Annotated in this window: 12 protein-coding genes; 6 read left to right on the top strand and 6 right to left on the bottom strand. The window is 69.9% G+C overall.

Going from position 1 to position 12,855, the window contains the following annotated elements; all coding sequences use genetic code 11:
- Positions 1-70: 70 nt before the first annotated feature.
- Complete coding sequence (locus tag HD600_RS05090; RefSeq protein ID WP_184281987.1) at positions 71-640, bottom strand: TetR/AcrR family transcriptional regulator; 570 nt, start codon at positions 638-640, stop codon at positions 71-73.
- Positions 641-714: 74 nt separating this feature from the next.
- On the opposite strand from HD600_RS05090, the gene HD600_RS05085 reads away from it, so the two are divergent.
- Together HD600_RS05085 and HD600_RS05080 are read left to right on the top strand one after the other, a co-directional pair.
- The gene (locus tag HD600_RS05085; protein WP_184281985.1) at positions 715-1,287 is read left to right on the top strand and encodes a dihydrofolate reductase family protein; all 573 of its coding nucleotides are present in this window, start codon (positions 715-717) and stop codon (positions 1,285-1,287) included.
- Between the two features lie 44 nt (positions 1,288-1,331).
- Positions 1,332-2,708, top strand: coding sequence for a flavin monoamine oxidase family protein (locus HD600_RS05080; RefSeq protein WP_184281983.1), 1,377 nt, complete (start codon positions 1,332-1,334; stop codon positions 2,706-2,708).
- On the opposite strand, the gene HD600_RS05075 is transcribed toward HD600_RS05080, so the two are convergent.
- From HD600_RS05075 to HD600_RS05065, 3 genes are all read right to left on the bottom strand, one after another.
- On the bottom strand, positions 2,668-3,378 hold the full coding sequence (locus HD600_RS05075; protein ID WP_184281981.1) for a Pr6Pr family membrane protein: 711 nt from the start codon (positions 3,376-3,378) through the stop codon (positions 2,668-2,670). The genes HD600_RS05080 and HD600_RS05075 overlap by 41 nt on opposite strands.
- A gap of 85 nt (positions 3,379-3,463) precedes the next feature.
- Positions 3,464-4,834 (bottom strand): magnesium transporter, encoded by a 1,371-nt coding sequence (mgtE, locus tag HD600_RS05070; RefSeq protein ID WP_184281979.1) that lies wholly within the window; start codon positions 4,832-4,834, stop codon positions 3,464-3,466.
- A gap of 9 nt (positions 4,835-4,843) precedes the next feature.
- Positions 4,844-5,431: a hypothetical protein gene (locus HD600_RS05065; RefSeq protein WP_184281977.1), complete on the bottom strand. Its 588-nt coding sequence runs from the start codon at positions 5,429-5,431 to the stop codon at positions 4,844-4,846.
- Between the two features lie 160 nt (positions 5,432-5,591).
- Between HD600_RS05065 and HD600_RS05060 the strand changes: the two genes are divergently transcribed.
- Both HD600_RS05060 and HD600_RS05055 read left to right on the top strand, forming a co-directional pair.
- Positions 5,592-6,773, top strand: a complete 1,182-nt coding sequence (locus HD600_RS05060; RefSeq protein ID WP_184281975.1) for a glycosyltransferase — start codon at positions 5,592-5,594, stop codon at positions 6,771-6,773.
- Between the two features lie 18 nt (positions 6,774-6,791).
- Positions 6,792-8,045 (top strand): glycosyltransferase family 4 protein, encoded by a 1,254-nt coding sequence (locus HD600_RS05055; protein ID WP_184281973.1) that lies wholly within the window; start codon positions 6,792-6,794, stop codon positions 8,043-8,045.
- 24 nt (positions 8,046-8,069) lie between these two features.
- Here HD600_RS05055 and HD600_RS05050 read toward each other — a convergent pair whose 3' ends face one another.
- Together HD600_RS05050 and HD600_RS05045 are read right to left on the bottom strand one after the other, a co-directional pair.
- Positions 8,070-8,549, bottom strand: a complete 480-nt coding sequence (locus tag HD600_RS05050) for a hypothetical protein (RefSeq protein WP_184281971.1) — start codon at positions 8,547-8,549, stop codon at positions 8,070-8,072.
- Between the two features lie 143 nt (positions 8,550-8,692).
- A complete protein-coding gene (locus HD600_RS05045; RefSeq protein ID WP_184281969.1) occupies positions 8,693-9,385 on the bottom strand; it encodes an NRDE family protein in 693 nt (230 codons plus the stop codon).
- Between the two features lie 65 nt (positions 9,386-9,450).
- Here HD600_RS05045 and coaBC point away from each other — a divergent pair, with 65 nt between their 5' ends.
- Entirely contained in the window at positions 9,451-10,668 is a 1,218-nt protein-coding gene (gene coaBC, locus HD600_RS05040) for a bifunctional phosphopantothenoylcysteine decarboxylase/phosphopantothenate--cysteine ligase CoaBC (RefSeq protein ID WP_144793473.1), read from the top strand.
- 22 nt (positions 10,669-10,690) lie between these two features.
- A complete protein-coding gene (locus HD600_RS05035) occupies positions 10,691-12,832 on the top strand; it encodes an ATP-dependent Clp protease ATP-binding subunit (protein ID WP_144793470.1) in 2,142 nt (713 codons plus the stop codon).
- Positions 12,833-12,855 lie beyond the last annotated feature (23 nt).

Below are 12,855 nucleotides of genomic sequence, written 5' to 3'. Positions count from 1 at the left end.
AACCGCCCTCCCTGCACTCGGGAGGGCGGTTCTCGCGTTCCCCGGTGCGGATGCCGCCGCGCAGACCGGATCAGCTCGGAAGCAGTCCGTCCACGAGCGCGTCGACGATCTCGTCGGTCCGTGCGCCGGGGTCGATCGGCGACGTGAGCTGATCGAACACGAGCCCGTCGATCGCGTAGTGGAACAGGGCGACCTCGCGGCGACCGCCGGGGAGTGCCGCCGCTTCGTTGAACGCCACGTCCGCCTCGAAACCGTCCCGCTGCCAACGACTCAGCGACGCCGCGAGCTCCGGATGCCGGGCGGCCTCAAGCCTCAGCTCGAAGAGGGCGAGCGTCACCTCACGCTGCTCGAGCAGACGCCGCACGATGTCGCGGACGTAGTCGGCGAACAGTTCTCGGCTCGGCGGTGCCGCGGAGCGGATCTCGAGGTCCGCGGCGGTCGGGGCGAGCCGGTCGCCGATGCGCTGGAAGATCCCGGCGACGAGCGCGGGCCGGCTACGGAAGTAGTTCGACGTCGTCCCCGTCGGCGCGCCGGCCTCGGCGTCGATGGCCCGATGGGTGAGGCCGCGCGAGCCCTCCCTGGCCAGCACGGCGATGCCTGCATCCGCGAGCAGATTCCGACGCTCCTCGTTCTTCGCCATGAGATGACCGTAGCGCAACCACAGCAGCTGTTGTACTCTCGAACCACTGCATCTGTAGTCATTGGAGGATGGACATGCGTGAACTTACCTATTACGTCGCCGTCACCGTGGACGGATACATCGCCGGGCCGCGCGGCGAGTTCGACCGATTCCTCGCCGAGGGCGACCACATGGCGCCGATCTGGGCGTCCTACGCGGGCACCGCGCCGACGGACCTCGCCGCCGCCGCCGGGCTCTCGGTCGCGGACGGCCCGTTCGACACCGTGCTGATGGGGTGGAACACGTACGCCGTGGCGCTGCCGGAGCACCCCGACCCCTATCGGCATCTGCGCCAGATCGTGTTCACGCGCGGGCACGAGGCTCCGGCGGGCGCGGATGGCGTGGAGTTCACCGACCGTGATCCGGTCGAGGTCGTGCGCGAGCTCAAGGCGGAGGAGGGAAAGGGCATCTGGCTCTGCGGCGGTGGCGCCCTCGCCTCGGCGGTGCGCGGAGAGATCGACCGACTCGCCCTGAAGCGGAATCCGATGCTCTTCGGCGACGGCATCCCGCTGTTCGCCGCCGGGGACTACGCCCCGGCGGACTTCCGCCCCACCGCGGTCACGCCGTTCGACTCCGGGGTGGTGCTCGAGGAGTACGTCCGGGCCTGAGGTCGACGCGGGTCCGCGGGGTCGGACCAGGTAGTGTGGCCGCGATGAGAATGACGCGTCGTGAGCTGCTGGTGGGCGCCGGAGCCGGCGCCCTCGGGGTGCTTCTCGTGTCCTGCACACCGGAACCGCGCCCGACGGCGTCTCCGACCGCGACGGCGTCCCCCGCGCCGCTGCCGACGACCCCCGTCCCCGCGCCGGCGGCGAGCATGCGCAGCGAGTGGGCGACCGATCCCTTCTCACGCGGTGCCGTGAGCTTCACTCGGATCGGCGTGCAGCCCGATGCGAGGGAACGCCTGGCCGAGCCCATCCAGGAGCGGTTGTTCTTCGCGGGTGAGGCGACCGATGCGGACGCACCGGGCACGCTCCGCGGCGCCATCCGGTCCGGTGAGAGCGCGGCGGTCCGCGTCAGAGCGCTCGCCGCCGAGGGCGAGCGGATCGCGGTGATCGGCGCCGGTCTGGCCGGCGCCGCCGTCGCGGCGAACCTCGCGGACGCCGCCGTGGAGGTCACGGTCTTCGAGGCGCGCGACCGCGTCGGCGGGAGGACGCACTCTCAGCGCGACGACGACTGGGCCGTCCCGATCCAGCTCGGCGGCTGGCTGTTGCCCGCGCTCGCGGAGGGGGCGCAGCCGCAGCGCGAAGAGGACGGATTGCCCGACGTCATCGATCTGAGCTCGGCGCTCTGGCGTGCACCGGACGGCGACATCGATGCGGTCGTCAACGCCCCGCTCGAGAAGGCGATCGGCGCCGCCGTCGACCTGCCCACCGACATCTCGCTCGCCGAGGCGCTCGAGAAGACCGGTTCCGACCCAGAGGACCCGGCGCTCTCCGCTCTCCTCGCCTACCTGACGACGACGTCGGGGGCGGATGCCGACGTCCTCTCCGCGTGGTTCCCCCCTGCGCTCCCGTCCGCAGCTCTGCGTGGTGTGACCGGCGACTTCGATGAGGTCATCCAGGAGATGCTCGAGGGAACACAGCTCACGCTGGCCTCCCCGGTCACCCGGATCGCCTATGACGAGTCCGGAGTCAGTCTCCGCCTCGGCACCGGCGAGGCGACCTCATTCGACCGCGTCGTGGTGACGGTGCCGCTCGGAGTGCTGCAGAGCGGTCGGATCGAGTTCGCCCCCGCGCTGCCGTTCTCCCACCGCGGCGCGATCAACGCCCTCGGCATCGGACACATCGAGACCATCTGGCTGCGGTACGACGAACCCTTCTGGGAGACCGACGCCACCATCTGGCACACCGTCGGCGGAGACCACCTGCTGCGCACGTGGATCAACCTGCGGCCGGTCACCGGAGAGAGCATCCTCGTCGGCCTCGTCGGCGGGGATGCCGCGGAGGAGTTCGCGGAGCTCGACGAGCAGGACGCCCTGCTCGCCGCCCTCACGTCGTTGACGCCGTTCCTGGGCGCCGCGAGCGAGTGAGGGCTGCGCGGCGCGACCTCCGCGCCTTCGCCTCCGCGCGGTCGACCTTCGCCGGACTGATCCGGCTGATGAGCGCGAGGATCGCGGCGATCGCGGCGAAGATGGCCAGGGCGAGCGCGCTCGTGATGAGGAACTCCCCGATGCCGCTGACCTGACGCGGGTCGAGGAAGTAATAGGGGTACCACCCGATCAGCGGGCCGCGCCACAGCGTCACACCGCCCCACGCGATCGGGAAGGCGAGGGATGCCGGCACGATCCACCACGGCACGGCGCGGTGACCGGGAGTGAGGGTCCACGCGAGGGCGGTGAACACCGGCAACCAGAAGTGCAGCACCTGATCCGACCACGGGACGTCGACACGGATGCCGCGGAGCCCTGCCTGCCAGACGATGAGCGCGAAGGCGAGACCGGCGGTGGTCGTCCAGGTGAGGACGAGCGAGAGGGCGATGCTGAACCACCGCGGATCGTCGTCCCGCCGGAAGGCGAGGATCCCGCCGATGATCAGCACGACGACGAGCGCGATGTTCGATTCCACCGTGAGGTAGGCGAGGAAGTTCCGCCCCGCGATCGTCTGCGAGCTCAGGCCCCAGAACAGACGGTGCACGAGCGCGACGACGAGGACGACGGCCGTCACGAGGCGAAGCACACCGAACGTGTTCCGTGCCTTCACCGTCTCGTGATCTCCCCTCCGGCGCGCGGCCGTGCCATCCGGCGATTCTACGGATGCGCGGTAGCGCGGACGAACCGGGGCCTCGTCAGATCCCGAGCACCGCGCGGGCGATCACGAAGTAGATCACGAGACCGGTGGCATCGACGAATGTCGTGATGAACGGGTTGGAGAACACCGCGGGGTCGACGCGGATGACGCGGGCCACCACGGGCATGATCCCGCCGATCGTCGCGGCCACGGTGCACACCGCCAGCAGGGTGCAGCCGATCACCACGCCGATCTGCCAGTCGTAGACGAGGGCGGTGATGCCGAACCCCAATGCTCCCAGCAGGAGCCCGAGGCACAGTCCCACCCGCAGCTCTCGTGTCAGCACACGCAGCAGGTCGCGCGGTCTCACCTCACCGAGCGCGAGCGCACGCGTCACCGTCGTGGCCGCCTGGTTCCCGGTGTTCCCGCCGGTGCCGATGAGGAGCGGCACGAAGAGGGCGAGAACGGTCAGTTGCTCAAGGGTCGCCTCGAACACCGACAGCACCTGCACCGTCAGCGTCGCCCCGACCGCGAGGACCAGCAGCCACACGACGCGAGAGCGCACGATGCGGCGGATCGGGGTGGACAGGTACGGGCGTCCCAGCGGCTCGACACCACCCTGACGGGCGGCATCCTCGCTCTCCTCATGCCGGAGGATGCGCACGGCATCGTCGATCGTGAGGATGCCCACCAGGCGCTCCTCGCTGTCGACGACCGGGACCGCGAGGAACCCGGACTCCGTGCACTCGCGCGCCGCCTGCTCCGCATCCGACTCGGCGGAGACGGTGTGCGCATCATGCATGAGGTCGGCGACGAGGGCGTCGGAGTCCGCCGCGAGCAGATCGCGCAGGCTCACGACACCGATGACTCTCAGTCCTCCGTCGGTCACGGGAAGCGTGTAGATGGTCTCGGCGCGGTCCAGGCGCTCGCGCATCCTCTGCAGCGTCCGGGCGGCGGTGAGCTGCGGGTGGGTGGACACGAACTCCGGACTCATCCGGCGCCCGATGGAGTCGCGTCGATATCCGAGCACGGCGGCGGTGAGGTCGCGCTCGTGCGGCGAGAGCCCGCGGAGCAGGCGCGGAGCGACAGCCGCCGGCAACTCGTCCAGCAGCCACACGCGATCATCCGGATCGAGGTCGGCGAACAGGGCAGCCACCTCGGCATCCTGGAGGCCGTGCACCAGATCGGCCTGCAGGCCGGGGGACAGCGCCTCGAAGACCTCGATCGCCTCCTGCTTGGAGAGCAGCCGGTACGCGATGGCGCACTGGCGCGGACTGAGCCGTTCCAGCACGTGCACGATCTCTCGTGTGGAGGCCTCGGCGAGTGCGGTCGAGGCCGCAGGAAGGTCCTTGCGGGCCAGTGCCCGTTCGACGGCGTCGCCGAGTTCGGAGGACGTGGATGCGGTCATCGGGATCGGTCGCGTGTTCATGCCGCCCCCTCAGGCCGGGTCGATGCGCAGGATGTCGGGGGACTCGCCACCGGTCACGTCGCCCGCGATCCGGATGCTGCGGGCCAGATCGTCCAGCGCGGGGATCAGCGTCCCGAAGCGCTCGCGGTCGCTGCCGACCGCGGTGACAGTGATGAGGTGCGAGCCGGTGTCCCACGTGTAGGTCACGAACGGAGGCGAGGCCGGCTCAGGGGGCAGCGCCATGACGAGCTTCTCCCCGGCGCCGAGCACCGTGGTGAACGTCTCGGTGTCGTCGTACTCGATGGGCATCATGGCCCTGGCGCGACGGATGTCATTGGTCAGCTCCTGCGTCGTGGCCATCGCGACGACGAGCTCCGGCTCGGCCTTCCACGTCCACACCAGCACGCGCCCGTCGGCGCGCTTCATCATCGCGGGCGCGAACTGACTGATCAGCCAGGCCCCTGCGCCTGAGCCTCGGGGGAGCGGACCCTGCCCGCGTTGCATGGCCTGGCCCATCAGCATCCGGATCGCCGCCTTGCGATGGCGACGTCCCTTCCAGCCGAACGATTCGGTGACCGGGATCCAGAGCTGCGGGTCGGCGGAACTGACGATGCGCATGAGGCAACGCTACCGGCCGCTCATGCGATGCGACCTCGGAGAATACCTTCCGACGTGCTCTACGGACGGTACGGCGGGGGAGCGGGAGCCGCGCAGGTCGCTCGGGTAGAGTGGCCAGCGCCCGAACCGGGCCACACCGCGTACCGAAGGCTGCCCATCTGTGACCTCTCCTGACGCTCCGCTGAAGATCCTCATCGGCTGCGACACCTTCGCTCCCGACATCAACGGGGCCGCACGGTTCGCCGAACGACTCGCTGCGGGTCTCGTGCAGCGCGGTCATGACGTTCACGTCGTCGCGCCGAACCGTCGGTACCGCCGCGCCGAACCCGCCACCGAGGTGGTCGAGGGCGAGCCGATGACCCTGCACCGGCTGCCCTCCGTCCGCTGGGCCCCGCACGACTGGCTGCGCTTCGTCTGGCCGTGGCGCTCGAAGCACTACGCGCGCAAGGTGCTCGACCGGGTGCAGCCCGACGTCGTCCACATCCAGTCGCACATCGTGATCGGCCGCGGGCTCGCGCGCATCGCCCACGAGCGCGGCATCCCCGTGATCGCCACCAATCACGTCATGGCCGAGAACATCCTCGACCACACCACGATGCCGAAGTTCATCGACGACATCGTGCTGAAGCTCGCCTGGGCCGACGCCAAGCGCACCTTCGACCTCACGCGGGCGATCACGACCCCGACCCGCCGCGCCGCGGACTTCCTCGAGCGCACCGTCGAGGTGTCCGGGGTCATCCCCGTCAGCTGCGGCATCGACCGCACCCAGTACACCCCGGTGATGGGGCCGCGCGAGAAGAACCGCATGGTGTTCGTCGGTCGTCTCACCGCCGAGAAGCAGGTCGAGGTGATCCTGCAGGCGATGACGAAGCTCGACCCCGCACTGGATGTGACCTTCGACATCGTCGGCGGCGGGGACCAGCGCAAGAGCCTCGAGCGCCTCGCCGGTGAACTCGGCCTGGCCGAGCGCGTCACCTTCCACGGCCGCACGACCGACGCCGAGCTGCGCGCCGTGCTCTCGCGGGCGAGCCTGTTCGTCATCGCCTCGATCGCCGAGCTGCAGTCGATCGCGACCATGGAGGCGATGGCATCCGCCCTTCCCGTGGTCGCCGCCGAGGCGGTCGCCCTCCCGCACCTCGTCCATGACGGTGAGAACGGTTACCTGTTCACCCCCGGCGACGTCGACGAGCTCGCCGCGCGACTGACCGACGTCTTCACCGCGGAGCCGGCGGAGTACGAGCGGATGCAGCAGGCCTCCCTCGACGGCGTGCTCGTCCACGACATCAACCGCACCCTCGACACCTTCGAGGCGCTCTACCGCGAACAGCCGCTGCCCGAGTAGACGCCGGGAGGCACGTCGATGCACATCGTCTTCTTCGGCGATCAGCACCTCGCATCGCTCGGCGGAGCGCAGGTGTCGATGCGACTTCAGAAGCAGTACCTCGAGCGCGCAGGGCACACCGTGACGGTCGTCGCGCCGAAGATGCACACCGCGCGTGCGGTCGGAGGCGACAACTCGTTCGTCGACCTCCCATCCATCCCGATCACGGTGGACCGCGAATACTCCATGTCGTGGCCGGGGCGTCGTACCGACCGCTTCCTCGACCGGGCGTTCGCCTCCCGGCCGCGGGTGGACCTCGTGCACGTGCAGGGCGACTTCTGGGGTGCGTTCATCGGGCACCGCTTCGCGCATCGCCACGGCATCCCCGTCGTCCACACCATGCACAACCGGGTCGACGTGGGCATGGCAGCGGTGACGCCGTTGCACCGCCAGGTCCTCCCCGTGCTGAACCTCTGGCGGCGCACGGCCATGCGCGGCATCGGCCCCCGCGTGCCCGGTGGCGACGGCTGGGCCTTCCTGCGCGGCCTCGCGCAGGGCGCATCGGCGGTGACCGCCCCGTCCGGCCACTTCGCCCGCCGCCTCGAGCAGCACGAGGTCTTCCCCTCCGTCGACGTCGTCTGGAACGGCATCGACGACGACCTGCTTGCGTCCGTGCGTGCCGAGCACGCGGTCGAGACACCATCTGAGGCGCGAGACACCACGCGAGAAGGTGTGTCTCACGCCGAAGGTGGTGTCTCGCCGCGGCGTCGGCCGCGCTTCGTGTGGCTGGGGCGCATGAGCCCGGAGAAGAGGCTGCTGCCCTTCCTGCACGCCGTCGTCCGATCGCAGGTGGATGCCCAGATCGAGATCATCGGCGGCGGAGGACAGATGCGGGCAGCCGAGAGGATCGCACGCGGCCATGCGGGCGTCCGCTTCGCCGGGCGGCTCTCCTACGCAGACACCCTGGCGCGGATCGCGGCGGCGGATGCAGTGGTGCAGACGTCGATCGGATTCGAGACGCAGGGCATGACGCCGTTCGAGGCGGCGGCGCTCGGCACCCCGACGGTCATCAGCGATCCGGACATCGCGGCCGAGCTGCGCGGCGGACTGTGGGCGGTGCCCGACGCTTCCGTCGCGGCGCTCGCCGAGACGCTCACGCGTGCCGCGGCGGACATCGTCGCCGGCCGTGCTCCTGTCCCCGTCCCCGAAGTCGCCGAGGAGTTCCGCCAGTCGTCGCGGACCGCGGCGATGATCGAGATCTACGAACGCGTCCTGGCAGGCGACGGGGCCTGACCCCTGGAGCTGTGGTCCCGTCGCTCAGAAGAAGAGCAGCGAACCGACGGTGCCGATGAGGTAGCTCGAGGCGATGCCGAGCACTCCGGCGATCCCGATTCCTGCTCCGATGCCGGCGGCGACGTGCGGGACGCCAGGGCGCCGGATGCCGATCAGGCCGATGATGAGCGCGGCCAGCGCGGTGAGGAAGGCGAAGAGCGAACCCACGCCGCTGACGACGGAGACGACCATGTACCCATCGGTGCGGATCATCACCTGTATGAGGATGTCGATGAGGATGCCGAGCCCGATGCTGACCAGGCCGAGGATGAGGCTGGCCCGTCCTGCCGGGTTGGCGGCAGCCGTACCGGGGGGTTGCTGCGGCGCGACGTACGTGTACTGCCCCGGCGTGCCGGGTTGCTGGACGCCGGGTTGCTGGACGCCCGGCTGCTGAGCGTAGGGCGGCGCGGAAGAGACGTGCGGCGGAACCTCATGCGGACCCTGCGCCGGTTGCTGATCGCTCATGCGGCCGAGCCTAGTGGCCGCGGCGGAGTCAGCGATAGGAGCTGATCGGTTCGGCATCGTGCTCGGCGACGCGGGTCCAATCGGTCGGGACGACCGCCCGATCGCGTCCTCGCGGAACGACTCGCTCGGCCTGACGCGGCGCCTCAGCCCCAGTGCCCTGGCGCGGTGAGGGTGGACTGCTCGATCTCGAGATCTCCATGGCCGATGTCGGCGACGCAGTACAGCAGTGACTGCGTCGGGTACCCGTGCGGCCTGTTGTCGCGGATGATCGCCGCATCATCGGTCGGGTCCAGCTCAGCGGATGCGGCGAGCAGGTCGACCCAGCGCTGCTCCCAACCGTCACTCCTCGCCGGGCGGTCACGGAATTCCGGCAGCCACCGGGCGATACGCGCGGTGGCCGGGTCGTCGAGCGCATCGTGCGCGATCATGTGGACGCCGTGCGGAACAGGGGTCTCGGTGAGCGTCACTCCGTCCCAGGAGATGACGCGCGCGGCATCCGGGGTCGCCTCGAGGAGGTTGAACCCGTGCATCGGGAGGATGCCGTGGGGCGAGCGGCCCGCGACGGACTCCAGGGCGAGGCTGCCGCGGCTGCGCACCTGATCCTCCGGCAGGTCGAGCACGTCGGCCCGGTTGAGCAGCACGGCCAGGCGACGGGTCGACCGGTCGATGGCGAGCCATGCGCCTCCCGCGCGGCGGTCGCGGATGCCGATCACCCCGGGGTACTGCTCCGGCCACCAGGCTCCGAGCGAGTCCCAGGCGCGGGCCGGGTCCTCATCGCGGACGGCGAGGAGTCGGGATCCCCCTGGTTCTGCGACATCGATCACGACCGTGCACACACGGATCAGTCTAGGTCTGCGCAGGGGCGGAGGCGCGGGGCGGGTGCGTCGGGCAGAATCGGACCATGAACATCGTCGTCGGGGTCACAGGCGGCATCGCCGCGTACAAGACGGTTCAGCTCGTGCGGCTGCTCATCAAGGCGGGGCACGAGGTGACGGTGATCCCGACCGAGGACGCGCTGCGATTCGTCGGCACGCCGACGTGGGAAGCGGTGAGTCGCCACCCGGTGACGACGAGCGTCCACGACGACGTCGCCAAGGTCAGGCATGTCGCGCTCGGTCAGGCCGCCGAACTCGTGATCGTCGCCCCAGCGACGGCGAACACGATCGCGAAGATGACGGCGGGCCTCGCGGACGATCTGCTCGGCACGACGCTGTTGGCCACGACCGCTCCCGTCGCGATCGCACCGGCGATGCACACCGAGATGTGGCGGCACCCCGCCACGCGGGCGAACATCCGCACGCTCCGCGAGCGCGGCGTGCACGTGCTCGGGCCCGCTGAGGGAGAGCTCACCGGGGGTGACTCGGGGCCGGGGCGGATGCTGGAGCCCGAGGAGATCGCCGAAGCGGCGCTTTCGCTGTTCACGCCGCGCGACCTCGACGGCCTCCGGGTCGCCGTCTCAGCCGGCGGAACCCGCGAACCCATCGACCCCGTCCGCTACCTCGGCAACCGCTCCAGCGGCAGGCAGGGGGTGGCGCTGGCCGCCGAGGCTGCGGCGCGTGGAGCCGAGGTCACCCTCGTCGCTGCCAACATCTCGGCGGATGTCCTCGTCGATGCGCGGCATCCGAGGATCGATGTCCGCACGGCAGGCACGGCCGCGGAGCTCGGTGAGGCGATGCGGGATGCCGCGGCATCTGCCGACGTCGTGATCATGGCCGCCGCTGTCGCCGACTACCGGCCGGCATCGGCCGCGGAGCAGAAGCTCACCAAGGAACAGGGCACTCTGGACCGGATCGACCTCGTCGAGAATGACGACATCGTCGCGGGGCTCGCGGCCTCCCGTCCTGCGGGGCAGCTCATCGTCGCCTTCGCGGCGGAGACTCTGACGGATCCGGCCGAGCGCCGCGCGCGTGCGCAGCGCAAGCGCGAGCGCAAGGGCGTCGATCTGCTCGCGGTGAACCTCGCCGATGCCGAGCACGGATTCGAGAAGGCCGACAACGCGGTCGAGGTGATCGGCGAAGGCGGGTCGGTCGTGGCATCCGCCGCGGGGGCGAAGAAGGAGATTGCTCGCGTGATCTGGGGTGCAGTGGTAAAGTTGAGTCAGCACAACTCAACTTTGTGAGGAGACCTCCAGGAGGAAGCAGATGACGATGCCCGCGCAGGAAGAACAGCAGTCCGCCCTCGAGCAGTTCGGGATCAACCTGACCGACCGTGCCCGCCAGGGCAAGCTCGACCCCGTGATCGGTCGCGACAGCGAGATCCGTCGTGTGAGCCAGGTGCTCACCCGCCGAACCAAGAACAACCCCGTGCTCATCGGCGAACCGGGCGTCGGCAAGACCGCTGTCGTCGAAGGCCTCGCACAGCGCATCGTCGCAGGAGACGTCGCCGAGTCCCTCAAGGACAAGGAGCTCATCACCCTCGACATCTCCGCCCTCGTCGCCGGCGCGATGTACCGCGGCCAGTTCGAGGAGCGCCTGAAGCAGGTGCTCACGGAGATCACCGAGTCCGAGGGCAAGGTGATCACCTTCATCGACGAGCTGCACACCCTGATGGGGGCGGGCGGCGGAGAGGGCTCGGTCGCCGCATCCAACATGCTCAAGCCGATGCTCGCGCGCGGCGAACTGCACCTCATCGGGGCGACGACCCTCAACGAGTACCGCGAGTACATCGAGAAGGATGCCGCGCTCGAACGGCGCTTCCAGCAGGTGTACGTCGGCGAGCCGTCCGTCGAAGACACCGTTGCGATCCTGCGCGGGCTCAAGGGCCGATACGAGGCGCACCACGGCGTGACGATCTCCGACAGCGCGCTCGTCGCCGCTGCGGCACTGTCGAACCGGTACCTGCCGGCGCGCCAGCTGCCGGACAAGGCGATCGACCTCATCGACGAGGCGATGTCCCGCCTGAAGATGGAGATCGACTCGTCCCCGGTGGAGATCGACCAGCTCAAGCGCCAGGTCGACCGGATGAAGCTCGAAGAGCTCGCCCTGAAGCGCGAGAAGGACGCCGCGTCGAAGGAGCGGCTGGGTGCGCTGCGCGAGCAGTTGGCGGAGCAGGAGCGCGAGCTGGCCGGACTCGAGGAGCGCTGGGCGCGTGAGCGGCAGGGGCTCAACAGGGTCGGAGAGCTGAAGAAGCAGCTCGACGACGCCATCACGCAGCGTGATCTCGCGATGCGCGACGCCGACTACACGAAGGCGTCCAAGCTCGAGTACGAGACGATCAAGCGGCTCGAGCGGGAGATCGCCGAGGCCGAGCAGGCCGAGGCCGCGTCTGCCGGAGAAGGCCGCATGGTCAACGAGCAGGTCACCGACGAGGACATCGCCGCCGTGATCGCCGCGTGGACCGGCATCCCTGTCGGCAGGCTGCTGCAGGGCGAGAGCGAGAAGCTGTTGCACCTCGAGAGCGAGCTCGGGCGCCGGCTGATCGGTCAGAAGGACGCCGTCGCCGCGGTGTCGGATGCCGTCCGGCGCTCCCGTGCCGGGATCAGCGACCCCGGTCGCCCGACGGGATCGTTCCTGTTCCTCGGCCCGACCGGTGTGGGAAAGACCGAGCTGGCCAAGGCGCTCGCCGAGTTCCTGTTCGACGACGAGCACGCCATGGTGCGCATCGACATGTCGGAGTACGGCGAGAAGCACTCGGTCTCGCGGCTCGTCGGTGCCCCTCCCGGCTACATCGGCTACGAGCAGGGTGGGCAGCTCACGGAAGCCGTGCGGCGCCGCCCGTACAGCGTCGTCCTGCTCGACGAGGTCGAGAAGGCGCACCCGGAGGTCTTCGACGTGCTGCTCCAGGTGCTCGACGACGGCCGCCTCACCGACGGGCAGGGCCGCACGGTCGACTTCTCCAACGTCATCCTCATCCTCACCTCGAACATCGGCTCGCCGATCCTCATCGACCCGGTGATGCCCGCGGACGAGAAGCGGGACGCGGTGATGACGCTGGTCCGGCAGTCGTTCCGACCGGAGTTCCTCAACCGTCTGGACGACATCGTGATGTTCTCGGCGCTGTCCGAGGACGACCTCGCGCAGATCGTCGAGCTCTCGGTGGATCAACTGCAGCGCCGTCTGCACGACCGTCGGCTCACGCTCGCGGTCACGCCGGATGCGCGATCCTGGCTCGCCGAGCGCGGATACGACCCGGTGTACGGTGCGCGTCCGCTGCGCCGTCTCATCACGACGGAGGTGCAGAACAGGCTCGCCACGGCGCTGCTCTCGGGCGGCATCCACGACGGCGACACGGTTCGCGTGGACGTCGCGACCGACGGTGCGGGGCTCGTCCTGACCTCGGCATGATCCGAAGGATGCCCCGCCACCGG

The organism is Microbacterium ginsengiterrae (assembly GCF_014205075.1).
In the GTDB taxonomy this organism is placed as follows: domain Bacteria; phylum Actinomycetota; class Actinomycetes; order Actinomycetales; family Microbacteriaceae; genus Microbacterium; species Microbacterium ginsengiterrae.
The sequence above is the reverse complement of the archived record's forward strand: the minus strand, read 5'-3'. Positions and strand labels throughout refer to the sequence as shown.

Bases quoted from the DNA above. Each gene is read 5' to 3' on its own strand.
- HD600_RS05080 (WP_184281983.1), top strand. From the start codon at position 1,332: ATGAGAATGACGCGTCGTGAGCTGCTGGTGGGCGCCGGAGCCGGCGCC.
- HD600_RS05035 (WP_144793470.1), top strand. From the start codon at position 10,691: ATGACGATGCCCGCGCAGGAAGAACAGCAGTCCGCCCTCGAGCAGTTC.
- coaBC (WP_144793473.1), top strand. From the start codon at position 9,451: ATGAACATCGTCGTCGGGGTCACAGGCGGCATCGCCGCGTACAAGACG.
- HD600_RS05090 (WP_184281987.1), bottom strand. From the start codon at position 640: ATGGCGAAGAACGAGGAGCGTCGGAATCTGCTCGCGGATGCAGGCATC.
- HD600_RS05085 (WP_184281985.1), top strand. From the start codon at position 715: ATGCGTGAACTTACCTATTACGTCGCCGTCACCGTGGACGGATACATC.
- HD600_RS05055 (WP_184281973.1), top strand. From the start codon at position 6,792: ATGCACATCGTCTTCTTCGGCGATCAGCACCTCGCATCGCTCGGCGGA.
- mgtE (WP_184281979.1), bottom strand. From the start codon at position 4,834: ATGAACACGCGACCGATCCCGATGACCGCATCCACGTCCTCCGAACTC.
- HD600_RS05065 (WP_184281977.1), bottom strand. From the start codon at position 5,431: ATGCGCATCGTCAGTTCCGCCGACCCGCAGCTCTGGATCCCGGTCACC.
- HD600_RS05050 (WP_184281971.1), bottom strand. From the start codon at position 8,549: ATGAGCGATCAGCAACCGGCGCAGGGTCCGCATGAGGTTCCGCCGCAC.